This is a genomic window from Acinetobacter sp. ANC 5054 (genome assembly GCF_002135295.1).
GTDB lineage: Bacteria > Pseudomonadota > Gammaproteobacteria > Pseudomonadales > Moraxellaceae > Acinetobacter.
The window spans coordinates 23,578-48,299 of record NZ_NEGG01000018.1 but is presented as its reverse complement, the minus strand read 5'-3'; the positions used below and the strand labels follow the sequence as shown (position 1 = coordinate 48,299).

The window sequence follows — 24,722 nt, the reverse complement described above, 5'->3', positions numbered from 1 at the left end:
TTGGATGAGCTTTTTATTTAGATATTTTTAATTCAAGATTTTATTTAAGAATTGTTGTGCACGTTCGCCGCGTGGTGCATTAAAGAAATCATCTTTACTACAGTCTTCGACAATTTTGCCTTGATCCATAAAAATTACACGATCGGCAACCTGACGAGCAAAGCCCATTTCATGCGTCACACACATCATGGTCATGCCTTCTTTTGCTAAACCAACCATCACATCCAGTACCTCATTAATCATTTCAGGGTCAAGGGCAGAGGTTGGTTCATCAAACAGCATAGCAATCGGGTCCATGCTCAGTGCGCGCGCAATGGCTACACGTTGCTGTTGACCACCTGACAATTGAGCAGGGAACTTGTTGGCATGTGCGCTTAATCCGACCCGTTCCAAATACGCTAAGCCTTTTTTCTTGGCTTCAGCGTCCGAACGACCCAAGACTTTCACTTGGGCTATCGTCAGGTTTTCAGTAATCGATAAGTGAGGAAACAGTTCAAAATGCTGGAACACCATACCGACACGACTACGCAATTTATTTAGATCGGTCTTTGGATCGTTAATCGAAACACCATCAACCAAAATGGTGCCCGACTGAAATGGCTCTAATCCATTCACCGTTTTAATAAGCGTTGATTTTCCAGAACCTGAAGGTCCGCAAACAACGACCACTTCGCCTTGCTTAATTTGCGTGGTGCAATCGGTAAGGACCTGAAAATCTTTATACCATTTACTGACATTTTGGAGGTCAATCATCGTTTTTTGATCTGTCATACACTTAACCTCCGTTGTAATTTTTTAACTGCATAGGTTGCGATCATGCTGATAGTGAAATACACCAAGCCTGCGAACAAAATATATTGGGTGAGCAAAGACATTAAGTCGCCGCGGACGTAATTGGTGCGGAAAAAGTCTAAGAGTCCAATGGCATAGACCATGGTGGAGTCTTGAAACAGAATAATGGTTTGTTGCAATAACAAAGGGGTCATTTTACGAAATGACTGCGGTAAAATAATTAATCGCATTGCCTGACTATAGCTCATACCCAGTGCATAAGCAGCAGAGGTTTGACCTTTGGGAATTGATTGAATACCCGCGCGAACAATCTCAGAAAAGTAAGCCGCTTCAAAGAGCATAAATGCCACAATACTGGATACGAGGGCAGTATCAATGGTGAGGTACTTTCCTGTGATTCCAGTATAAATAAACGGTACTGCGAAATAGAACCACATCAGCACCAGTAGCAAAGGAATGGAACGGAATAAGTTCACATAAGCTTTGGCAAAGACATTAAATACTTTAATGGATGATAGACGCATGAGCGCCAGTATGGTCCCAATAAATACACCACCAATCGTCGCTGAGATCACGACTTTGAGCGTAATACTAAAGCCATGCCAGAGTGCAGGACCTGATGCTTGCAAGTCTTGAATAAATGAAGTGAGCCAATCCATTATTTATCTCCTGCAATTAAGCCTGGAACACGTAGGCGCTTTTCCAGATAGGTCATAAAGCCAATCAGGCATACATTAATGACCATGAAAATAATGGTGACGTAGGTATAAATTTCGATGGTATTTTGCGTGTATTCACTGATGGTTTTCATCTGCGAAATAATTTCTGCGACACCCACTAATGAAGCTACAGAGGTATTTTTGACACAGTTGGTCAACTCAGAACTTAACGGAGGCAAAATCGTGCGGAAAGACTGCGGCAAAATCACGTAGCGGTAAAGCTGTGATGTACTAAAGCCCATCGCATAACCTGCATTGGTTTGACCCAAAGGCAGGGCCTCAATGCCTGTACGAACCTGTTCACAGACACGTGCTGCGGTAAATAAACCTAAGCCTACACTGGCAGAAATGAGTGCTGTGGTATTTGCTCCAAGGTCATTCATCCACCAGCTTTTGATGGGGGTAGGTAGAAAATTTGGAACGACATAGAACCAAATAAAAAGTTGAATCAATAATGGTACATTTCGGAAGATAGTCACATAGGCGGTACCAATACCTCGTGCCACGGGACTCGGTAGTGTACGCATGATCCCCAAAATACTGCCGAGCACCATTGCAATGCTCCATGCCACCAGTGCGATGACAAACAGCCAGCCTATACCGATTAAAATCCAATGGAGGTAGGTCGAATCACCTACACCTGTAGATTGGAAGAGCACACCCCAATTCCAGCTATAATTCATAGAAACTCCCTTTAATTAGCCTAAGCCAAACTCCTTTTGGCTTAAGCTGATTTAGAATGTTTAGGGATTATTATTCGTCACGGTCATGTGGATTGCTGATCAAGGCTTTCAACTGATCTGACATTGGGAAGTTTAAGTTAATATTTTTTGGTGGAATTGGTGATTGGAACCATTTTTTATACATATTGTTAATTTCACCAGAGCTGTAAGTGGCTTTGATTGCATCATCAACGACTTGTTTAAATCCAGTATCACCTTTACGCATCATACATCCGTAGATTTCATGAATAGGCGCAGTACCCACGATTTCCCATTTATTTGGATCTTTCGCTTTAGATTTTTCACCCGCAAGCAGAATATCATCCATCATAAAGGCAGCTGCACGACCATTTTGCAGCATTAAGAATGATTCAGCATGATCTTTGGCAGAAATTACTTCGCCAATACCTAGTTCTTTTTCATGCTGACGAATATAGCGCTCAGATGTTGTACCTGCAGTGGTCACTAATTTTTTGCCTTTTAAATCAGCAAAATCTTTGACGCCAGAATCTTTGGCAGTTAATAGACGTGAACCCACTTCAAAGAAGCCAGTAGAGAAATCAACTTGTTGTTGACGCTCTTTATTGTTAGTGGTTGAACCGCATTCTAAATCGACTGTACCGTTTGATACTAATGGAATTCGGTTCTGGCTGGTGACAAGGTTATAACGAACTTTTAGATTCGGCATATCCAATTGTTTTTTCACGGCTTCAACCACTTTCAATTGAAGATCATGTGCATAGCCGACGGGTTGATTTGGATTGTCCGCGATATATGAAAATGGAATTGATGAATCACGATAGCCTAGAACAATCGTACCTGATTGTTTAATCTTGTCTAAAGTGCCAGAGGTAGAAGCAGTAGCTTCACTTCCCGCAGGTTTTTCCGTCGCCGGCGCTTTATTATCACTACATGCAGTGATGCCCAGTGTAAGTGCACTTGCACAGAATAAAGTTGCTAATTGTTTCTTTGACGTCATCGTTAAAACTCCTTTTTACCTTTATATAATTTCCACTTTTTATGATCATGTTGCTCTTTTAATTTTATTACTTTGTTTTTAAAAATGTTTCAGCAATAAAAAGAGATCATTTTCTACATCTTAGGTGATAAATTGAGGAACGCTCAAGCGATATTTATTGCCGAATTGTTACCAATTAAATGGTGCATAAAAACAGAAACATTGAACATAATTTATTATTAAGAATTTGAAAATATTATGAAAAATTATTCTTAGGGTGAAATATTGGATCTTTATTTAGTAATAAAAAAAACCTCCGTTCGGAGGTTTTTAGTATTCGACTTTAGTTGAGTATCCTGCTTAATGCACAAACATGTCCATAAATTCACGGATTTCTTGAATAGCAGTTTCAACATCTGAGGTCAGCCATGTCGGTTCAAAAAAGCCTGCATAATGTTCTAAACGATCTTGTGGCACGACCAAACGAATCGGACATTCTTCTTCGAGTAAACGCCAAGGAATAATGGGTACTTCGTTATCTAGAAAAGCCACAATATTACGTATATCAATCACCATCGCATTGATACATTCAGGGAAGGGCATCACTGAAAATTCTTCAGTACGTCGACGGAAATATTCCAAGTCGCCCCATTTTAAAACATAGCTTGGTTTATTAAATTCAATAATACCAATGAGATGTTGGTCGCGAGTGTAATGAAGGGTACATTGATGAGTGACGTCAGTGTCAAGATCAAGCGTTACACCTTGTTGATGGTACGCCATAGATTTGATAACAGAAGAAAAATAAGGTGCATGATTATAGCTCATTTGAACCTACAACGTTAGCAAATTCAGTCTACATAAAAATATGGATATTCAGCCTGTTATTTTTGAAGAATCAGCCTCGTGCTTTTAATACACAAAGAAGACTAACTTTACTGAAATTTGTTGGATATGCTTAAAACCGAATGATAAAGAATCTTTATACCCTAAATTTAAGACTATTGATCGATCTCGAAGTTACAACTTTTCACTTTCTGTAATTGTTCTTCACACAATGATCAACAGGGTATTGATAGTATAAAAATTCGACAACGAACAACAATATAGTGAGGGGATTATGACACACGATTTTAATAAGCCGCCCCATCTTTCATCTTCAGAAGAAACAACACAGAAAAAACGTATTCCTGTTTATATTCTGATTTTAGTGGGTATCTTCTTTATTGCGCTATTACTGTATATGTTTGCAGATATTAAACCTACGGCATCCGATGCACCACCTGAGCACCCTGCGCCAAATGCGCAACCAGCAACCCCGAATAACACGACTACGGGTACAGCTGGTGACGAAGCCGTTGCGAATGATTCAAATACAGCGACTGCGACAGCGCATTAAAGCTTGTCTATATCGATATGAAAGCCTTGGTTTATGCCAAGGCTTTTTACATTCAATTGTGAGCTTTTGTTGGAGTTATGCATACTTCTGTTGAATAAAAAATGAGCAAAAACTATGGTGGAAAAGAAAGCTCAAGTTTTAATGCTCCAAATGCTGTGATGAATAGAACAATCCTGAATCGCAAATAACAACAGATGATGTAATAACAATGAGGGCGAACGAATGTATGATTATATTGGCGGTCCGCGTGGCCGTTTTGATGCCATGTATTACTGGGAACAGTTTCACCCTATTTTGAGTGCAGTTGCTATCCTTTTAATAGGTTGGATTATTGCGTTACTTATCGCCGCTGCTGTGAAAAAAGTTTTACAAAAGCTCGGCACCAATCAAAAACTATCCAGTGCAACTGGTCACCGTTCTAATGTCGAAAATATCATTTCCAGAGTCGTGTTCTGGATTATTTTGATTATTGCGGTCATTGGAGCATTGAATGTACTGAATCTAACCAGTGTCAGCGGTCCATTTAGCAATATGATTCAGCAATTCTTGTTGTTTATTCCTCAACTACTCGCTGCTGTCGCAGTTGGTTTTATTGGCTGGATCGTGGCAAGTTTGGTCAAAGTAGGTTCACAAAAATTATTAAATAAGACTCAATTAGATGAAAAACTGAGTGCTGAAGTGGGTGTAAGTCCCATCAGTCAAAATATTAGTGAAATCGTTTATTGGTTAATCCTACTGTTATTCCTCCCGATTGTGCTCTCCATACTCGGTTTAAATGGTTTGTTGTTTCCAATTCAAAATATGGTGACGGAAGTCGTTTCATATCTACCGAATATTTTCATCGCAGGTGTGATTGTTTTTATAGGTTATATTCTGGCAAAAATTGTACGTGGAATCGTGGAAGGTTTGGTTCGAAGCCTGAGTTTACAGCAGCAAGTTGAAAAAGTCGGGATGTTTAAAAACTCAAACCTTGCACAAGTATTGGGTAATTTTGTATTCGCGATCATCATTATCACCGCGTTGATTGTGGCATTTGAAGCCTTGGGTATCGATGCGATTTCGCAACCGGCAACAGCGATGCTGCATGAAATTATGTTTGCCATCCCGAATATTATTGCTGCGGGCTTAATCCTAATTTTGGCTTATGTGGTGTCACGCTTTGTGGCACGTTTAGTGGTCGATGTAATTTCAGGAACGGGTGTAGATAATGTACCTGAAAAATTAGATATTCAACGCTTCTTGGGCAATACCAAAGTGTCTGATGTTGTCGGGTATCTGATTGTATTTTTCACCATGCTATTTGCGGTGTCTGAAGCTGCAAACCGTTTAGGCTTTGATCAAATTAGTGGCTTGATTGCCATGTTTATCCAATTCGGTGCCAGTATCTTGCTTGGTGCGGTTATTTTGGTGGTGGGTTTCTGGCTTGCCAATATCGTGGCGAATATTGTTCAACGCGGAGAATACAACAGCTCGCGTTGGTTAGGTAATTTGGTTCGTGTGTTAATCATGGGCTTGGTTGTCGCAATGGGCTTACGTGCTATGGGTATTGCAGACTCCATCGTGAATCTAGCATTTGGACTTACCCTCGGTGCAGTCGCAATCGCTTTTGCTTTGGCATTTGGTTTAGGTGGTCGCAATCCAGCAGAGCGCGTACTGTCTGATTTGATTGATAAAGCCAAACGTGAAGCGAATGAGCCAAATCCTGTTCAAGAACAAGCGAAAGCGAAAACTACTTTTAATGCTTCAAATACAACGACAACTTCATCTACAACCCAGATGACTGAAGTGAATGCTCATGATGGTTATCCAAATATCCATCAAGCAGCACCAGGTGTGAGTGAAAAAGAAACGGCAACTCCAGATCAGCTTGATGTAGATCCAGAGCATAAACCACAAAACAACCCATTTGGTTCGACTGGAGAGGCTGAGGAAAATGTGGATGCAACCTCTACACCACCGATAATTCCAAAACCAGATGACCCGAAATAACCTGTTTATTTTTCCATAAATCGGCCACGCTAAGTGGTCGATTCTGATTGTGAAGAAGGAAATTTTTCTATGGCCAAAGCTCCGAATAAATTTTTAGCACCAGTCATTATTGCTGGTATTACCATTGGCTTTTTAGCGAGTGCGCGACGTTTTATTTTTGCAAAGCCTAAACGCACTGATACTGTGCAAGACACAAAAGAATCTGTACCAGCGTCAAAAAATTATACCAAAGAGTTTATAAATAATGATTGAAATTTGCCCAAAACTTGGTATTTTTAGAAATAGTAATGTATGGAATATTACTTAAAATATAAATGCTTAGGATTCATGTTGCTGTCATGTTCAGCAATTATGCTTCGTGCCAAGGAATGACACTAATGGGGATAATTTCAATGTTGAATCAGTTTATTTCGACCTTTAAAACAGATGCAAATGCACAACCTTCACATATCACAGCAGCAGTAGAAAAAATGGATATGACGATTGAACGTCTTTCTACTGCTCAAGTTGCATTATTTAAAACAGACTATCTCGAATAATGTTACACAATAAAAAAAGGGCTGAATTATCAGCCCTTTTTTTATTGTGTAATCGTTAAACATACTCGGACGCGGCATGCGCTGAAGCCCAAGCCCATTGGAAATTAAATCCGCCCAAATGGCCCGTGACATCCAAAATTTCGCCCACGAAGAATAAGCCTTTCTGCATTTTACTTTCCATGGTTTTAGATGAAACTTCAGTAGTGTCTACACCGCCTAAAGTGACTTCGGCTGTGCGGTAACCTTCTGTGCCTGAAGGTTTTACCTCAAAGCTAGACAGGCGCTGTGCAATATTTTCCAGTTTTTCATCACTGATGTTGCCAATTGCGGTATCTGCCTGTTCAGCCCAGATCAGGTTCTGCAGTTCAAGCACCACGCTTTTAGGCAAGTGTTCAGCCATTAATGTACGCAGCAAGACTTTAGGCTGGCTTTGCTTTTTAGATTTGAAAAATTCGTTTAAGTCCACACTTGGCAGGAAGTCAATTTTAAAGCTTTGACCAACGTCCCAATAGTTAGACAGCTGCAGTGAGCTTGGCCCGCTCAGGCCACGGTGAGTAAATAGCAGTGCTTCAGTAAAGCTGTTTAAATTATTAGACAAAGTCGCTTCTACAGCATTGCCGCTTAGGCGGGTAGTGACTTCTTTAAAACCATCCGAGAAGGTGAAAGGTACCAGTCCAGCACGTGTTGGGTAAATATGGTGACCAAACTGTTTAGCAATGTCGTAACCGATGGCAGAGCCGCCTAAGGTAGGAATAGATAAACCGCCCGATGCAATGACCACAGACTCTGCTTCAAAATAGCCAATATTGGTTGCTACTTGAAAACCTTGGTCTTCGAGGGTATTTATGGCTTTTACTTCACAGCTGGTTTTGATTTCGACCAAAGCTGTTTTGTCACATTCTGCCAAGAGCATAGACAGAATCTCTTTTGCACCATTTAGGGTAAACAGCTGTCCATGTTTGCGCTCTTCATACTCAATACCGTATTCGCAGACCATGCCAATGAAGTCCCAATTGGTATAGCGTGAAAGCGCAGAAATCACAAAATGCGGGTTATGCGAGATAAAGTTTTCAGGCTCGACATACAGGTTGGTAAAGTTGCATTTACCGCCGCCAGACATCAGGATTTTTTTGCCGACTTTATTGGCTTTTTCCACCACCAGCACTTTACGTCCGCGCTGCGCTGCTTTGTAGGCCAGCATTAAGCCCGATGCACCAGCGCCGATTACTACAACATCGTACAGATTTTTGGACATGAGCAAGCCTGCGGGAGAATGAAAAGACCGCGGATTATACATCCTTTTGAGTGATTTTTCAGGGAAAGCTTTAATGTACTGTTAGCAGAAACTCAGGCAGATTTAGGATGGTTTTTTGCCTTGCAAGCCGCCCGTGTGAATCACCAAAATTCGTTGTTGTGGCTGTATGTGTCCTTGCTCGATCATTTTAAAAATACCAAACAGCATTTTTCCTGTATAAACCTGTTCTAGGGGAATGCCATATTTTCTTTCAAAATTTTTAATAAATTGAAGCAGTTCAGGTGTCGATTTTGCATATCCACCAAAGCAAAAGCTATCAGTGATTTGCCAGTTTTGTTTAGGTGTTTGTAACTTAACTTCCTGATGCAAAAAGTCACCCTTTAATGCTGAAAAACCTAAAAGTGTTTGATGTACAGCACTTGATTCAATCAATCCTGTGATGGTGCCACCTGTGCCGACTGCACAGCAAATAAGGTCAAAATTTTCTCGATCATCTTCCGTTAATATTTCTGTACAGCCTTTTATAGCAAGGGCATTGGTGCCACCTTCAGGAATGATGTAATGGTCTGGGTAATCTAAAGTAAGTTGGTGTAAAAAATAGGGATGGTTTTTTTCTCGATAACGTTCTCGTGAAATAAATTGCAGTTGCATACCAAAGTGTTGTGCCGTTGCTAAGGTCGGGTTGAGTGCGCGATGTTGTAATTCTTCACCACGAATGATGCCGATACTTTCAAATCCAAATAAATGTGCAGCATAAGCCGTGGCGGCAATGTGATTGGAATAGGCGCCGCCAAAGGTCAAGACACGTTTAAAACCTTGTTGCTGTGCGCTCAACAAGTTGTATTTTAATTTAAAGAATTTATTCCCAGAAATTTGAGGATGAACCAAGTCTAATCGTTTAATGCAGAGTGTAACATTTTCATAATGTATGACTTGTTCAGGGATGCTTTGCACAATAGTTTCAAACATGAAAAATAAAATTTAAACGAAATTTATAATGGGAGTATATGAAAGTTGGAAGCACTGCGCCAATTACACAGTTCGAACTTAGCAACATAATTCCTGACAATTCCAGCGCATCGCAATTGAAAATATGATGCAACTTTGTACAAAACTGCTATGCTGAAAATAGAATTATAAAAATGGAAGGGAGCTGCGTGATGAAACGAAGCCTGTTGATTATACCGACCATGATGCTATGCAGTGTGTGGATCGTGGCATGTGATACCACCGATGAAATGCATCGTCCAAAAGAACAAAGAACTATGATTATCGGCGGTGTACCCGCGAATGATCTGGATTATAAATTACCGCGCGAAGATGTTGCATTAAACGAAGCTGCGGCGAGTAATGAATAGATTTTATTTTCCATTCTTAAGTTGAGAATAGGGTGGACATACTGTCAGTACATGGTAGTGAGACGTGACATGTAAAGAGTCACAGATGCAGTGTGCTACGTCAGATGTGTGAACATTTTGAAGTAGACGTCTTACTTCTGCATTTAAGTTTGTTGTATTAAAGCCTTACAAACATTTAAAAAGGCTCTGTACTCGCCCAGTATGCCCGAACTGGTATAAACCGAGGTTTATATTTTTAAATTAGGTCAATTTGCCAATTTGATGCCTGAATTTCTAAATTATTTTGTCTGAGTTTTTGACTGATTTCATCGGCTTGCTTTTGTAAATCTGCCACGGAAATGGTTTTGACCCAACGTATTTCACTTGAGCTATAGCGACCATTTTCACGACGAGAATTGTCAATGGCTTGCTGTAAAATCCGATGCTGTTGAGTCAATAAATCACGTTCATTCAGGACGGATAGCATTGAACGCCCTGAACTGGTTTTTGCCTGCGCATTGGTGGCATGAATTTTTTCAATTAAACCATGCAATTCGCTATTCACAGCAAAGGCTTCTTGTATTAATCCATTTGGGTCTTCACTTGGTGCATCACCTTCTTGAATCAGCACATTATTGTTTATACGTTGTTGTAGGGAAGCTAATTTAGTTTGTAGATCACTACGCAAGAGGAGTGCTTCAGCTAATTTCATCTTTTTCATATTTAATTTGTACTTTGTCTGATCATGCGATGGATTTTTAGGTTATTCAAGACATTTATAGTGAAAAATTTGGTCATTTGGTAAAAACATTGTGAATAATAGGGAGAAATTCATAAATCTAATCGGTAAAATTGCCACGGTTATTAGATAAAGTCGGTGCTGTTGTGGAATCATTTTGGATATTAGGCTCTATTGCTTTTGCATTAATGATTGGGGCAATGAGTCCGGGGCCGACATCAATTTATGTGGCTAAAAATTCAATTGCGATTTCACGAAAACATGGTTTGTTTACTGCGCTAGGCACTGGAACAGGTGCGGCAATTTTTGGTTTACTTGCGGTTTTGGGTTTACAAGCATTTTTATTGGCTGTGCCATCTGCATATCTAGCTTTGAAAATCTGTGGTGGTATTTATTTACTTTGGATGGCATTTAAAATTATTCGACATGCCAAAGAGCCCATTGAAGCAGGCGATTCAAGTAGTTCGCAAATGTCACTCCGTCGTGCGTTTACCACAGGTCTCATTACGCAATTATCTAACCCTAAAATTGCGATTGTTCTTGCCAGTATTTTTACAGCATTACTTCCGAAAGATATTCCAACTTATTTTTATTTTGTACTGCCGATTCTTTGCTTCTTTATTGATGCGGGGTGGTGTTCTTTGGTTGCTGTTGCTTTGTCAGCAGAAAAACCACGTAAAGTGTATTTGAAGTTTAAAGCAGGTTTTGATCGGGCGGCTGGGGCAGTGATGACAGTGCTTGGGTTAAAGCTCATTTTTGGGATGAAGTGATTGAACGAAGCAAAAAAGCCTCTACGAATAGGGGCTTTTTTATTGGGTTTATATTTTAATTTACAATGAATTTCCATCTCCTTTTAGGAGATGAGAAGCACTGCTTTGTAAGGGAGAGGTGATTAAATTAGCTTAGGTTGTGATAGCTGTAGCGCTTAGGGTGGGTGCTATAAATATGGGCTTTAACTTTTTTGTAGGTGATTCTATTCATAGAAAAAATCTAATTTTTAGCACAAATTGACACTTGAATGTACTATTGAGTATAAAGGCTAATTCTATAAAATAAAAAATAGGCTTTCGGCATGACAATCATTAAGGGGAAAACACAGATTACTAATGAAGGAATTAAAAAACACTTCAATAATAAAGAGCCATTCAAGTCAATTTTTGAATATATATGGAATGGTTTTGATGCGAAAGCCAATACTGTAAATATTAGTTTGATAAGAAATGAAGCAATTGGTCTAGATTACATCACAATTTTGGATGATGGAGATGGAATCGATATATCAAACTTATGTAATAGTTTTGATAAGTTTAATGAGTCTAGTAAAAAAAATGATGATAATGTGCATGGTTCTCATGGTAGAGGACGTTTAGCCTTTCATACACTTGCAAATAATGCAGTATGGTTCACTAAATTCAAAGATACTAACGCAAAAATTAGTATTTCAGCAGATAATATTTCAGAATACGATTGCCAATTCTTTGAAGATAATGATCAAAATAGCAATCTAAAGAAATTAGAATCGGGAACATTTGTCGTTCTCAGTTCGTTATATTCTGAAAAAACAAAAAACTTTCCAACTGATGAATCTTTTATTGAATCTTTAAGGAAAGAATTTAGCTGGTTATTAATAGTAAACCCTCAAAAAAAACTCTTATTAAATGGTGTTGAAATACCAATCTTAGATAATTCAAATTTTGAAAGAGATGTCCAAATTCAGGGTTTTGATTTTAAGATCAAAGCTATACGGTGGCATGAAAAGCCTAGCAATGATAAATCGTATAATTTTTTACTTAATTCACAACAAAAAACGATATCAAAGGTCTTAAGTAAGGCTAATAATAAAATTGATTTCCATACTAGTTGCTTTGCATTATCTGAATGGAATGACAGTTTCAATAAAGATTTATTAGACATAGATCCAAGCTTTGAATTACAGCAAAAAATATTACGTGATATTAATTCAGAGATGAGTAATTTTCTAAAAGAAATATATGAAGATTATCTTAGAGAATATGTTGATGAACAAATAGAAAAGTACGATGAAAAAGGTTATTTTCCATCTTATATTGGCTATGAGAACAGCTATGCATTGTGGCGAAAGAGAAATACAAAAGATGCTTTTAAGAGTATATATTTAGCTGATCCAAAAGTTTTTGCTAATCTTTCTATTAAACCTTTAAAAATTATTATTAGAATGTTAGATAAACTCTTAGTATCTAATGAAAATGATGCAATCTTTGATGTGCTAGATAATGTTTTAGATTTAAATGACACGCAAGTTGATCTATTAGCTAAACAATTAAAATCAACTACTTTAGAAAATATTATAAGCACTATTGAAACCTTACAGAAACGAGAAATAGCGATAAATAAGCTCAAAGAGTTAATGAATAACCATTACAAAACAGTGTTAGAAACTCCAGATCTACAAAAAATTATTGAAGCTAATACTTGGTTGTTTGGATCCCAATACGAAATTTTAGGAGCAGAAGAGGATTCATTCACTAAGATTAGTCACAACTTAAGAAATACAATAAACGGCATAAATGATTTTGGTACTGAAGATTTAGACAAAGACGATGAAAATAATGAAGTTGTTTTAGAAGGGCTAAATAGACAAGTTGATTTATTCCTTGCAAGAAAGCGAAAGACAGTAAATTCTACCAATCAACAAATATATAAATGTGTTGTGATAGAAATAAAACGACCAAGCGTTTCTTTAAATTACAAGCATCTTCAACAGTTGCTTGAATATGCATCAATCATATCAAATCATCCAGAATTAGGTAACAGTAAATTATATTTCGAATTGATATTAGTTGGTCGTAAAATTTCTAAAAATGATTACTTAATAACTTCTCATTTAAAAAATAATAAGGATAAAAATGAATTAGGCTTAGTATTAGATGATGGAAAAATAAAATGCTATGTAAAAGATTGGTATACTATTTTTGAAGAATTTAATTTATCTAACAGCTATTTATTAGATAATCTAAAAACTAAATACGCAGATTTATCTGATGAAAGCAAAATTTCACTTGTAGATGATTTACAAGGAAAAAAGCAAGTTAGAAGCACGAGCCCCATTAAAATATAGTGGCTTCTCAAAAGATTCCTCTCCCTAACCCTATCTTAAATGGAGGGGGAACTTTAACGCACAAAAAAGCCCCTACAACGTAGAGGCTTTTTTCTATCTAAGATTTAAATCTTAAGACACTTTATCACCAGCTTTAGCGCCAGATTCAGGTGAAATTACCCAAACACCTTCGCCGTTGCCTGCTGCAAGCACCATACCATTCGAAATACCAAAACGCATCTTACGTGGCGCAAGGTTCGCTACCATTACCACCAATTTGCCTTTTAAGTCTTCCGGTTGGTAGAACTCACGAATACCGCTAAATACATTACGTGGTTCAGCTTCACCGACATTTAGAGTCAATTGAAGAAGTTTGTCCGAACCTTCAACGTGAGCTGCTTCTAAAACTTCAGCCACACGTAGGTCAACTTTCATAAAGTCATCAATATTGATGATTTCAGCTTCACCGACTTTAGGCTCAGGTTTTTTCTCAGCAACTTTCTTCTCTTTTTTCTTTTCAACTTTTGCAGGTTCAGCCGCCGCAGCTAAAGAATCTTTAGATGCGTCTACCATTGCAGCCACAGCTTTCGGGTCTACACGTTGCATAAGCGGTTGGAACAAGGCAATTTCATGACCCACAAGAATCGTTTCACGAGAAGCAAAGTCAAATGCATCGAGTTGTAAGAAGGCTTGAACTTGTGCAGCCAAAGTTGGAAGAACAGGGCTTAAGTACACAGCCAATTGACGGAACAAGTTGATACCAACTGAACATACGTCATGAACTTGTTGTTCTTCGCCTTCAATTTTAGCGAGTGCCCAAGGCTTTTTCTCATCGATATATTGGTTGGCTTTGTCTGCAAGTGCCATAATTTCACGGATTGCAGCAGAGAACTCACGTGCTTCATATTGAGCAGCAATTGAAGCGCCAGCATCAATAAAGCTTTGAACCAATTCAGGCTCTGCGCAAGTAGCAGACAATTTATTGTCAAACTTGGTGTTAATGAATTTCGCACAGCGGCTTGCGATGTTTACCACTTTACCAACCAAGTCAGAGTTAACCTTTTGCACAAAATCATCAAGGTTCAAGTCAGAATCTTCAACTTTATCAGATAGCTTAGATGCAAAGTAGTAACGTAGGTATTCAGGGTTTAAATGCTCAAGATACGTTTCAGCTTTAATGAACGTACCACGAGATTTAGACATCTTCTGACCATTTACAGTCAAGAAACCGTTGACGAACAAGCTCGTTGGGGTACGGTAGTTTGCACCTTCCAGCATTGCAGGCCAGAACAATGCGTGGAAATAAACAATGTCTTTACCAATGAAGTGATACACCTCATTTTTAGAATCTTTCTTCCAGTAATCATCAAAGCTAAGGTCAGGACGTTTAGTTTTAACGTAGTTTTCAAAGCTCGACATGTAGCCGATAGGTGCATCTACCCAAACGTAGAAGAATTTGTTTGGTGCATCTGGAATTTCAAAACCGAAGTAAGGCGCGTCACGAGAAATATCCCAATCTGACAGACCTGCTTCAAACCATTCATCTAACTTGTTGGCAATCGACACAGGTAAACGACCTTCGTCACGTGTCCATTTTTGTAGGTATTCACCAAAGTTCGGTAGTTTAAAGAAGTAGTGATCTGAAGATTTCTCTACAGGTGTCGCACCGCTTAAAGTCGATTTTGGATTGAGTAATTCAGTCGCGTTATAAGTCGTACCACATACTTCGCATGAGTCACCGTATTGATCTTCCGCTTTACATTTCGGGCATGTGCCTTTAATGAAACGGTCAGACAAGAACATGCCTTTTTCAGGGTCAAACAATTGAGTTACAGGACGCACTGCAATGTTGTCTGCTTCACGGTTTTTAATATAAATCTCAGAAGCACGTGCTTGGTTTTCAGCACTGTTTGTTGAGTCGTAATGGTCGAAATCCACTTTAAAGCCAGCAAAGTCGCGCTCATGTTCTTTTTGTACATTGGCAATTTGCAGTTCAGGTGAAATGCCATTTGCTTCAGCACGAAGCATAATCGCTGTACCGTGAGCATCGTCTGCGCAAACATAAGTCACGTTATGACCCATTGCACGCATCGCACGTACCCAAATATCTGCTTGGATATAACCGAGTAGGTGACCCATATGAATCGGGCCATTGGCGTATGGAAGGGCGTTAGTGACTAAAATATTACGCACGGATATGACTCTCTCATTCGTATTTTATATAAGGTCAACGATTTTACCTTAGATAGCTTCGACTTGCACAATGGAATCAATGAAATCTGCTTAAAACTAAATATTTCTATATTGAGCAGTCAATAACAGTGATAATAGGGCATTAATGAGATGCCTTTGAGTGACATGCCCATGTACGACCATGATTATGAAGATGACCAGCCTGTAACCCGTATTCCACAACATGCGCAATCAAAGAAGCTTTTTGGAAATCAAATACTAAAAGAAGCACAGCAATATCTTGAGCAAATCTCCGCAAAAGAACACGCATTTTTAATTCAAACATTGACCGACTTGGCTCAACAAGAGCCGTATTTTCAGGTTTTGGCAAACGAGTTAGATCAGCCAGTTGAAATGAAAGTGGCAAATGATGCATTGAATTTATTGTATTTTTGGCAACAGGTACATCAACATGAAAATGATGCAGACTTTGATTTGCTCAATGTCATTAATAGCGAATTTTTTCAAACAGAAATGTTAGCCGCTTTTGATGCTTTAAATATTGGTGAAACTAAAGCACAGCGCCGTTTGGTCTTACTCGAAGCCTTTAAACTGTATAAATTGAATTTTCATGCAGGCTGCATCCCTGTGTTATATGCGCAATTGGAAGGGATTTTGACCGACGTTTTAATTGAAAATGGTTTTCTAAAACAAAATGATACCAAGTTTATTGATGTGTATAAAATTGTTCCGGGCTTAAAAGGTAATGAAATTAAAAGTCTGTGGCATAAGTCGAAAATTGCCAATGAACTGAATCATTATTTTGCAGAGCTTGCTGCCTATAAAATGGATAGCAGCTCAACGGTTGCGATGACGCGCCATAATATTTTGCATGGCACAGATGTCGCTCATTTTAATCAAGGTCGTAGTTTTATTTTGTTTATTTGGTTGTTCTCGGCTGTAAGCTTTATGAGTACAGTGAGCAAATAATTAAAAATTTTCAAAATTAAGGATATCAAAAACGATAAAGCTCATACATTTGGGCTTTATCCATGCGCGCTGCATCAGCTGAAAATATAAGAATTAAAACACCTTTGAAAAAAGTGCGGTCACTCAATCTTTTCATCTCTTACCGAGTTTATTTAAAGCGTAAATCAAGCACATTAGCCATCCATTTAAATGCAAAGCTCTGTAGTTCAATTGTTTCTAATTGCGTTTTTTTAAGGCGATCCAAGCAAAGCACGTTATAACTATTGTTAGACAATAACTGAGTACAAGGTGAGACCGATGACAACAGAAAATAAGTTGGATGAATTAAAAGACAAAGCAGCTGAACTAGGTGATGACCTAAAGTTGAAAGCCAAAGAAGCACAACTGGAAGGGGAGAAAGCGGTTGATGCAGTGAAACATAAGGCTGCTGAAGTGAAGCTCGAAGGCGAAAAAGCTGTCAATGAGGCGAAGCACGAACATGCCGATCAGACTAGCGAGGCAAAAGATAAGCTAGAGCAACTCAAAGTAGAGGCGAGCCATAAGTTTGATGAAGCCAAAGTCAAAGCGGCAGAATTAAAACAAGAGGCAACAGTGAAATTTGATGAGCTAAAAGTTCAAGCCACTGAAAAATTTGATGAGTTAAAGAAAAAAGCCACAGAAACATTGAATAAATTTAAAAAAGACGATCAGGCTTGATTTTTAACAGATTGAACTTGAAATGCATAAAGCCGTTCTTATGAGAACGGCTTTTATCTAGCTGCGGTAATCTTATCTCGGACATAGATTTAATTTTATATAGCAGCGTAAAGTCTATTTGCGCAGACCATCTAAATTTTCAGTTTTAATTTTGCTGACATGATCATCTACAACGGTAATCACATATTGCATATTGGCAATTTCATAGGTGTAATCAACTGCCAAAGTTGCAGGCAGTCCTTTTTCTGGTATTGAATAGGATGTCATTTTGATTGGCGAGGCTTGCATACGGTTTTGCATATCCTCTAAACGATCTCCAATCGCGACAGTTTGACGGTCAGCAGTTTGGATGGATTCAGTCGTTATCTCTGCTTGAATTACTGTTGCGCTACTGAGCATAAGTAGCAGCATCCCCAATTTTTTCATATTGATCTTCCTGAATTAAAATATGTTGAGCTCTTAGGCTGGAACGTGTCATTGAACAAACAAAAATACATGTCAAAAAAAGCTTCTATTGTCTTTTATACCCTTAGAGTTGGCGGGTTTTTTATACAGTTCATACAGAGTATAGAACTGAAGCAACTGAAATTTAAAATGAAAAAACGTATTTTTGTATAGTTGAAATGTAAATATGCAATCTGCAATATGAGAAAAATTCAGGGTATATACAATTTTAAAATAAATTTATTTAGACCGTATAAGCATACAAATTTCTATTCAAATCGTGATAAATCCGACTAAATCTATCAACTTTATAAGCTTATATAAATAAGTCGTATCATCTACTACTTACCCTTCGTCAACTGAACGGGTAAACTATCTTAATTATTTTTTGCAATCCTGTTTGGAGACAAAGCAATGTCGTGGCTTTCTTCCCTAAAATCTGTTTTTTCGCCCGCGCAAGAGGTGAAAGAGGAGGAAATCCAACAGGTTTTACAAAACTATGTTTTACCTAACTCAAATAATGCTTTGAAAGACCGTATTACACAAATCAATGTGCAAGGTCAGGTTTTACAAATTACGATTAATACTTTGCCTTCAGAAGCAGATGATCTGCAAAAAATTCATGATGACTTGGCAGACGCTTTAGAAAAATGCGGCATTACCGAATTGAATATGCACGTCATTCAACAAAAAACGGGGCATAGTGCAGGTGGTTGTGGTCATCATCATGCGGAAGGTGAAAGCTGCTCTAGTCAGCCGAAAGAAGAAACAGCTCCGCAAAAAAGTCATTTGCCACCTGTGGTTGATGCATCTGCTACTGTTGCACCTACAGCAAAAAAAGAAGAAATCGATCCCAATAACCCACCTATTCAGAAAGCGGCACCACAACAACGAGATGTGCCTAAACATCCACGCATTCAAAATGTAATCTTGGTTTCTTCTGGTAAAGGTGGTGTCGGTAAATCAACAACAACCGTCAATCTTGCACTGGCTTTACAGCAGTTAGGGCTGAAAGTTGGGGTTTTAGATGCAGATATTTACGGCCCTAGTATTCCAACCATGTTAGGTAATGCGGGTCGTACCCCAATGATCGAAGCCGAACATTTTGTTCCGCTTGATGCTTATGGCATGGCAGTACTGTCAATTGGTCATTTAACGGGTGATCACAATACGCCTGTTGCATGGCGTGGCCCGAAAGCGACGGGTGCGTTGATGCAATTATTCAATCAAACACTGTGGCCAGATTTGGATGTGTTGGTTATTGATATGCCGCCGGGTACAGGTGATATCCAATTAACGCTCGCTCAGCGTATTCCTGTGACGGGAGCTGTCATTGTCACTACACCACAAAACGTTGCACTCATGGATGCGACTAAAGGGATCGAGCTATTCAATCGCGTGCAAATTCCAGTCATGGGTGTGATTGAAAATATGTCGACGCACATCTGCTCAAACTGTGGTCACGAAGAGCAAATCTTTGGCACGGGTGGTGGTGACCAACTTTCTGCCCAATACAATATTCCACTGTTGGGACGTTTACCGCTCAATGTGCAAATTCGTGAAAATGCTGATGCAGGGAAACCTTCTGTCATTGCAGGAGATGATGCGGCAGAGAGTTATCTTGCGATTGCGGAGAAAATTGCTGCTAAATTAACCCATGCAGAAAAAGATCAAAATCGTATTTTTTAACATGGTGAATCGTGAAGTAGAAAAAATCTGGCGACATGCCAGATTTTTTTGTCTAAATAAACAGCGAACAATGCAAATTTTGAAATGGTAAGCGTGAGATTTTACATAAAATTACATTGTGTACATATGTAACTCTATATTTAAGCGCTTAATGAAAAACAAGAAATGAAGCGATAAATAATGAGTGAAATCATATGAATACATTAGTTAAAATCATGGCTTTTGCAGTGGTAACGACATGTGTGACCACATCTGTGCTAGCAAATACGACTACACCTAGCGTAAAACAAGTTGCGACATCGGTTGCTCAACAAAAAATTGATGTAAATAAAGATGTGCAAAAAGCTGTAAAAGCTAAGGCTGATGCAGAAACAAAATTCGCTGCCGCAAAACAATTGCCAGCTCAACAAGCAAATGCTGCACAAACTCAAGCAGCGAAAAAAGTGGCAGATCAAAAAGCACAACTTACTGCAAAAGAATTGAAAGCAAAAAAAGCTGCTGAAGAAAAAGCTGCAAAAGCTAAAGCGAAAGCAGACAAAAAAGCCTCAGCTAAACAAGCGAAAGTAACTAAAGAAAAAAATAAAGCAACACAGAAAGTGAAAACAGCTCAAAACGTTAAAAAAGCTGTTCTAGGCAACTAAACTGTAGTTTTCACTAGATTAAAGCCTGACTTAAGTCAGGCTTTAATTTACTTAATATTGATTTTAAACAGTTTAAAATTTAAACATATTTGAATATTAAAATAAAATTTGACTCTAAAGTTTTATCTTTTGAGCTTATGAAATATTTACTTAATATTTTGAAAAATAATCATAATTTTTAACCATCACTTAAATTCATAAATCATAGTAAAATAAGTTTTTGCTTAGTTCAGCAAACTGAATTAATCTTCGCGGATTAAGTTTGAGGTCAAAGTATGATTTCATGGTTTTTTATTGGTCTAGTTGTCACTATTTTATTGACGCCTGGGCCGACCAATACATTGCTGGCTTCTTCTGGTATACAAGTTGGTCTTCGTAAATCATTTCGCCTGATCCCTGCTGAAGCATTTGGCTATCTTATTTCGATTACCTTATGGGGTTTTTTGATCGGGAAAATTTCCGTTCACCTTCCACTTTTACCGACGGTACTAAAATTATTTAGTGCCGGCTATATTTTATATTTAGCGCTTCGTCTATGGCGTACCGCAACAGTCGTTGAAAATTTCAATCAAAAGGGTATTCTTGCACGCGAACTTTTTGTTGCCACCTTACTGAACCCTAAAGCATTGTTATTTGCTTCAGCGATTTTTCCAGCAATTGCATGGACCAACCCGCAGTACTATGCTGCACATATGCTGGTATTTTTACTGCTCATTGTACCCATTGCATTCTTTTGGACATTTATCGGTTCAATTTTAGCAAGTAATAAAATCAGCTGGTTAAATCAAGCCAATTTACAACGTACAGCATCCTTAGTTTTAGTAAGTTTTTCAATTCCATTAAGTTATTCAGCGCTGTTAAAACTTTAGGCTGGTCGAGCGATTCTGGACTAAATCTCCCCAGAATCGTGGAACTTATTTTCATTAAGTTCAATTTCAGTTAAAGTACCACGCAATAATTGATTTAAGTTTTTGGATTGAAATAAATGGCTATTAAGTCTGATCGTTGGATTCGCGAAATGAGCGAAAAATACGGCATGATTGAACCGTATGCAGAAAACCAAGTCCGTTATGATGAAAATGGCGAAAAGCTTATTTCTTATGGCGTATCAAGCTATGGTTACGATGTACGTTGTGCTCGTGAGTTTAAAGTTTTTACCAATGTTCATTCAGCAATTGTTGATCCTAAAAACTTTGATGATAAAAGCTTTATAGATATCGAGTCTGATGTCTGCATCATTCCGCCAAACTCATTTGCACTTGCACGAACTGTTGAATATTTCCGTATTCCACGTAACGTACTCACCGTTTGCTTGGGCAAATCGACTTATGCTCGCTGCGGTATTATTGTAAATGTGACACCACTTGAACCCGAGTGGGAAGGTCATGTGACATTAGAATTCTCAAATACCACGAACTTACCTGCACGCATTTACGCAGGTGAGGGTGTAGCTCAAATGTTATTTTTTGAATCTGATGAAGTATGTGAAACATCATATAAAGACCGTGGTGGTAAATATCAAGGTCAAACAGGCGTGACTTTACCTAAAGCATAAAGTTGACCTGTTGTTTAAAAAGCGAGCCGATTGAGCTCGCTTTTTTTGTGCGGGTCATTCATCGGAAATTGGACCATTCAGGGGGTATTTTTTTGCAATTGAATAAATATTCAGCATAATTAAAAGTTGAGTGACTGGTCTATCAAACAATCCGTTTAAGGAATAAATGGAACATAAAACCAAAACCAGTACTACGGAATAAATATAAAAGAGATGCGGAGCATCTGAAAAAGGAAGGTCGTGATGACTCAATTTACCCATGCTAAGCTTTTTCGCCAGAGCTGTTTAGCTGCCGCTGTCAGCATGTTGGCTGTGCCGTCGGTCTATGCACTTGAACATTTATCTGATGAAACACTTTCTACTACGACTGGTGAAGGTGTTGCTCTAACGCTTGAAAACTTTAAAATGGTTTTTCAAGGGGCGAATGACCGTTCTACTGCTTCAAGTTATGCCTCTGGTGTAGTCGACCCTGGTAAAAATGACACGGGTTTTATCCGTATTATTCCAACGGGCGAAAACTACGAGCAATTGGGTCAACGTGCTTACGATAAAATTTATAAAGCAGCATATGTAGATGCTTATCAGCAAGGCCGAGTTACAGGCTATAACGGTGTTTATGATTCAACATTAATTAGTTCCAAAGCCACTTATGTATCTCAAAACACAACGCGTGTAACCAATGAAACCAACACGACATATTCAGCAGAATATCGTGGTCGAATAGTACAATCTTATCTTGAGTCAGCTACCATGAAGGCTTATTATGATCAGCGTTATGCAGATTATAAAAATGGTACCATTATTTCGGGTCTGGCAAATGACGGAACTACAAGTAAAACCTTGACCGCTGGACAAGATAATAAATCGAAAGAATATGCTTTAGCTAATACCTATGAGATGATTGAGCTATTATATGGTAATAATAGTACAGGCAATTTACCTACTGACTCCAAGTTTTATAAGGATTATGTATCAGGAAAAATAACCCGATCAAATGTCATTGATAAAACTAAAGATACGCAGTTAGCAGCAAAAGCATTAGAAACGCTTAATCAATTGGCATCTGACTATGCCAAGCTTGAAGCTCAAAAGGCAAGCGATTCTGCATTAGCAACTGTGAAAAAAAATGCTGAGATTACAGCAAAACAAATTGCATCAACTGCAACGGTTTCGAGCCTAAGAACGAAAGCAGATGTTTTTATTTACGGTTTAGCACTTTCAAATTCTAAAGATAAAAATGGTAAAAGCTCTTTAGCAACCCGTTATACCGATCAAGGTTTTAATTGGGGAACAGCCGATAATCCATGGTTATTCCATGCTGGAAACCAAGATGTAGAGCAATTTTCAAAAGGTAATACAGGAAATGTAGGTTATCTTGCGATAGAAGCACCGCTTAAGAAAATAGGAGTCGATGATGCAGCAAATACCATTAAGCTTGGCTTATGGATGGATATTTTTTCTCGCCAATTAAACTCAAGTAATGCTGTCGATCCTATTACTGGCGCGCCAAAGAGTGGGCTAGATAAAGACTATCGTTTACGTACCCAAGTCGTGGCAAATGGATTGAGCCTAAATGGCTCACAAGTGAGAATTTTCCAAACACTTAAGTCGACAAATACCAATTATAACCAAACTTTAGGCTTAGCAAGTTTAATCCGTATCAATACCAATGATCATGCTGAAACCTTAAGCATAAATGATTCTGATTTGGATGCGCGTGGTATTCGTATTAGTACTGCCGCACGCTCAGACCTAGATGATGGTACTGCAGCTACTCCCGCTATGGATCGTTCAGCCGCTCCCATTTTTAATGAGAAAGAAGGTTTATATCTATACAGTCCAAATATTAACTTAGTATTGGGCAATATGTACCAACCATTTATTGTTGGTTCGGAAGGGCGAAATATTATTTTGGAAGTAACGCGTATTCCAAATGTACCGTCTATTTACAGTAAAATTTATACCTACTACACAGATATACCAGGCAATAGCACAGGAACATCGGGTTTAACTGTGGCAGATTTTAAGGGATCAACATGTAATGTTTATACCTGTGGTACTGAAATAAAAGGAAATTCAACGGATGCGACAGCAAGCTATCAGGGGCGTAATGCAACACACAGTAGTATCGCGATTGGTACAGTAGAAAAACTACCAAACAACTTGCTAAATGCGAAAAGTACAGCAGAAGCAACAGGCATTGTATTTAAGGATATCAATGGTCAAAGCACCAATTTAGGTTCAGTTGCTATCGATGGTGTGCTGATTCAACATCTAAAAATTAAAACTACAGGCCTGTAGGAGAATAATAATGTATAAATTTGCATTCGCTTTATTATGTGTAGCAGTCGCACAAAGCCACGCAGGTCTTGTTTCTATGGATAATAGTGAGTTGACAGCAGCTACAGGTCAAGGTGGCGCTGATTTGAGTTGGACATTATCACTGAATCATCAATATGCAAATGACATGAGCAAAAATAATATTTCGGTTATGGATGCTAATGGAAAAACCACTCAAGCGTTTTATGGATATCAATGTTCTTCAAATGAATTCTGTCGTTTGGCAATCGCTCCAAATAATCACGTAGATCTCAATGGAAATAAAAAATGGTTGGTCTTTAAACAGTTTCAAGGGACGTTGCAAATTGATCAATTTTCTTTAGATGGTGTAACCATTATTAACCGTGAAGGTAATCCGCAAACGGCGATGCAATTGACATTTTACGATGATAAACCACTAAAAATACGTAACTTGGGGTTCTCGACTTTAGCGGTTGAAACAGGAACAACGGGTAAGGAAGGATATGAAAATATCAGTACATATAGTACCTATACTGAAAAGAAGGCAGATGGTTCGACTGTAAGTGGATTACAAGTGCCAGATTTTGATCGAGGTTCAGAGCAAGGTTTTATGGGGGTAAATGTGCATGGAAATATGCACATGAGTGGCAAGCTGAACATCTTTAGTTTTAACTGTACTGGGAGTAGTACAGGTCGCTGTTAATCAGCC

General features: G+C 38.4%; 25 protein-coding genes. 15 read left to right on the top strand and 10 right to left on the bottom strand.

Going from position 1 to position 24,722, the window contains the following annotated elements; genetic code table 11:
* Positions 1 to 27: 27 nt before the first annotated feature.
* The 5 genes from B9T33_RS15440 to B9T33_RS15420 form a co-directional block, all read right to left on the bottom strand.
* Positions 28 to 771 (bottom strand): amino acid ABC transporter ATP-binding protein, encoded by a 744-nt coding sequence (locus B9T33_RS15440; protein ID WP_086179777.1) that lies wholly within the window; start codon positions 769 to 771, stop codon positions 28 to 30.
* Positions 768 to 1,451: an ABC transporter permease subunit gene (locus B9T33_RS15435; RefSeq protein ID WP_086179776.1), complete on the bottom strand. Its 684-nt coding sequence runs from the start codon at positions 1,449 to 1,451 to the stop codon at positions 768 to 770. The genes B9T33_RS15440 and B9T33_RS15435 overlap by 4 nt, the downstream gene beginning before the upstream one ends.
* A complete protein-coding gene (locus B9T33_RS15430) occupies positions 1,451 to 2,194 on the bottom strand; it encodes an amino acid ABC transporter permease (RefSeq protein WP_086179775.1) in 744 nt (247 codons plus the stop codon). Before B9T33_RS15430 ends, B9T33_RS15435 begins: the two co-directional genes overlap by 1 nt.
* Positions 2,195 to 2,264: 70 nt before the next feature.
* A complete protein-coding gene (locus B9T33_RS15425) occupies positions 2,265 to 3,212 on the bottom strand; it encodes a transporter substrate-binding domain-containing protein (protein WP_086179774.1) in 948 nt (315 codons plus the stop codon).
* A 339-nt stretch (positions 3,213 to 3,551) separates the two neighbouring features.
* The gene (locus tag B9T33_RS15420; RefSeq protein WP_086179800.1) at positions 3,552 to 3,974 is read right to left on the bottom strand and encodes a hypothetical protein; all 423 of its coding nucleotides are present in this window, start codon (positions 3,972 to 3,974) and stop codon (positions 3,552 to 3,554) included.
* Between the two features lie 337 nt (positions 3,975 to 4,311).
* Here B9T33_RS15420 and B9T33_RS15415 point away from each other — a divergent pair, with 337 nt between their 5' ends.
* The 4 genes from B9T33_RS15415 (at position 4,312) to B9T33_RS16510 (ending at position 7,118) form a co-directional block, all read left to right on the top strand.
* On the top strand, positions 4,312 to 4,590 hold the full coding sequence (locus tag B9T33_RS15415; protein WP_086179773.1) for a hypothetical protein: 279 nt from the start codon (positions 4,312 to 4,314) through the stop codon (positions 4,588 to 4,590).
* A 222-nt stretch (positions 4,591 to 4,812) separates the two neighbouring features.
* Positions 4,813 to 6,579, top strand: coding sequence for a mechanosensitive ion channel (locus tag B9T33_RS15410; protein ID WP_086179772.1), 1,767 nt, complete (start codon positions 4,813 to 4,815; stop codon positions 6,577 to 6,579).
* Positions 6,580 to 6,648: 69 nt separating this feature from the next.
* A complete protein-coding gene (locus tag B9T33_RS15405; protein ID WP_086179771.1) occupies positions 6,649 to 6,831 on the top strand; it encodes a hypothetical protein in 183 nt (60 codons plus the stop codon).
* A gap of 140 nt (positions 6,832 to 6,971) precedes the next feature.
* Positions 6,972 to 7,118: a hypothetical protein gene (locus B9T33_RS16510; protein ID WP_171263653.1), complete on the top strand. Its 147-nt coding sequence runs from the start codon at positions 6,972 to 6,974 to the stop codon at positions 7,116 to 7,118.
* A gap of 55 nt (positions 7,119 to 7,173) precedes the next feature.
* Here B9T33_RS16510 and B9T33_RS15400 read toward each other — a convergent pair whose 3' ends face one another.
* Both B9T33_RS15400 and B9T33_RS15395 read right to left on the bottom strand, forming a co-directional pair.
* Complete coding sequence (locus B9T33_RS15400; protein WP_086179770.1) at positions 7,174 to 8,373, bottom strand: NAD(P)/FAD-dependent oxidoreductase; 1,200 nt, start codon at positions 8,371 to 8,373, stop codon at positions 7,174 to 7,176.
* Positions 8,374 to 8,475: 102 nt separating this feature from the next.
* A complete protein-coding gene (locus B9T33_RS15395) occupies positions 8,476 to 9,342 on the bottom strand; it encodes a 1-aminocyclopropane-1-carboxylate deaminase/D-cysteine desulfhydrase (RefSeq protein WP_086179769.1) in 867 nt (288 codons plus the stop codon).
* 191 nt (positions 9,343 to 9,533) lie between these two features.
* Between B9T33_RS15395 and B9T33_RS15390 the strand changes: the two genes are divergently transcribed.
* Entirely contained in the window at positions 9,534 to 9,731 is a 198-nt protein-coding gene (locus B9T33_RS15390) for an NF038215 family lipoprotein (RefSeq protein WP_086179768.1), read from the top strand.
* Positions 9,732 to 9,966: 235 nt separating this feature from the next.
* Here the strand turns inward: B9T33_RS15390 and B9T33_RS15385 are convergent, their stop codons facing one another.
* Complete coding sequence (locus tag B9T33_RS15385; RefSeq protein ID WP_086179767.1) at positions 9,967 to 10,422, bottom strand: DIP1984 family protein; 456 nt, start codon at positions 10,420 to 10,422, stop codon at positions 9,967 to 9,969.
* Between the two features lie 173 nt (positions 10,423 to 10,595).
* Here B9T33_RS15385 and B9T33_RS15380 point away from each other — a divergent pair, with 173 nt between their 5' ends.
* Together B9T33_RS15380 and B9T33_RS15375 are read left to right on the top strand one after the other, a co-directional pair.
* On the top strand, positions 10,596 to 11,219 hold the full coding sequence (locus B9T33_RS15380; RefSeq protein WP_086179799.1) for a LysE family translocator: 624 nt from the start codon (positions 10,596 to 10,598) through the stop codon (positions 11,217 to 11,219).
* A 302-nt stretch (positions 11,220 to 11,521) separates the two neighbouring features.
* Positions 11,522 to 13,546, top strand: a complete 2,025-nt coding sequence (locus B9T33_RS15375; RefSeq protein ID WP_086179766.1) for an ATP-binding protein — start codon at positions 11,522 to 11,524, stop codon at positions 13,544 to 13,546.
* A 111-nt stretch (positions 13,547 to 13,657) separates the two neighbouring features.
* Here B9T33_RS15375 and metG read toward each other — a convergent pair whose 3' ends face one another.
* Positions 13,658 to 15,718, bottom strand: coding sequence for a methionine--tRNA ligase (gene metG, locus B9T33_RS15370; protein WP_086179765.1), 2,061 nt, complete (start codon positions 15,716 to 15,718; stop codon positions 13,658 to 13,660).
* Positions 15,719 to 15,889: 171 nt separating this feature from the next.
* Between metG and B9T33_RS15365 the strand changes: the two genes are divergently transcribed.
* Positions 15,890 to 16,687: a hypothetical protein gene (locus B9T33_RS15365; RefSeq protein ID WP_086179764.1), complete on the top strand. Its 798-nt coding sequence runs from the start codon at positions 15,890 to 15,892 to the stop codon at positions 16,685 to 16,687.
* 297 nt (positions 16,688 to 16,984) lie between these two features.
* Positions 16,985 to 17,383: a hypothetical protein gene (locus tag B9T33_RS15360; protein ID WP_086179763.1), complete on the top strand. Its 399-nt coding sequence runs from the start codon at positions 16,985 to 16,987 to the stop codon at positions 17,381 to 17,383.
* Between the two features lie 114 nt (positions 17,384 to 17,497).
* Here B9T33_RS15360 and B9T33_RS15355 read toward each other — a convergent pair whose 3' ends face one another.
* The gene (locus B9T33_RS15355) at positions 17,498 to 17,809 is read right to left on the bottom strand and encodes a hypothetical protein (RefSeq protein WP_086179762.1); all 312 of its coding nucleotides are present in this window, start codon (positions 17,807 to 17,809) and stop codon (positions 17,498 to 17,500) included.
* Positions 17,810 to 18,241: 432 nt separating this feature from the next.
* Between B9T33_RS15355 and apbC the strand changes: the two genes are divergently transcribed.
* The 6 genes from apbC to B9T33_RS15325 all read left to right on the top strand — a co-directional run bounded on the left by apbC (position 18,242) and on the right by B9T33_RS15325 (position 24,716).
* Positions 18,242 to 19,516 carry an iron-sulfur cluster carrier protein ApbC gene (gene apbC / locus B9T33_RS15350; protein ID WP_086179761.1) on the top strand — a complete coding sequence of 425 codons (1,275 nt, stop codon included), beginning with the start codon at positions 18,242 to 18,244 and terminating at the stop codon, positions 19,514 to 19,516.
* Positions 19,517 to 19,710: 194 nt separating this feature from the next.
* Entirely contained in the window at positions 19,711 to 20,157 is a 447-nt protein-coding gene (locus B9T33_RS15345; RefSeq protein WP_086179760.1) for a hypothetical protein, read from the top strand.
* Positions 20,158 to 20,432: 275 nt separating this feature from the next.
* Positions 20,433 to 21,026, top strand: coding sequence for a LysE family translocator (locus tag B9T33_RS15340; protein ID WP_086179759.1), 594 nt, complete (start codon positions 20,433 to 20,435; stop codon positions 21,024 to 21,026).
* A gap of 116 nt (positions 21,027 to 21,142) precedes the next feature.
* Complete coding sequence (dcd, locus tag B9T33_RS15335) at positions 21,143 to 21,712, top strand: dCTP deaminase (RefSeq protein ID WP_086179758.1); 570 nt, start codon at positions 21,143 to 21,145, stop codon at positions 21,710 to 21,712.
* Between the two features lie 243 nt (positions 21,713 to 21,955).
* A complete protein-coding gene (locus tag B9T33_RS15330) occupies positions 21,956 to 24,013 on the top strand; it encodes a hypothetical protein (protein WP_086179757.1) in 2,058 nt (685 codons plus the stop codon).
* 10 nt (positions 24,014 to 24,023) lie between these two features.
* Entirely contained in the window at positions 24,024 to 24,716 is a 693-nt protein-coding gene (locus B9T33_RS15325; RefSeq protein WP_086179756.1) for a hypothetical protein, read from the top strand.
* Positions 24,717 to 24,722 lie beyond the last annotated feature (6 nt).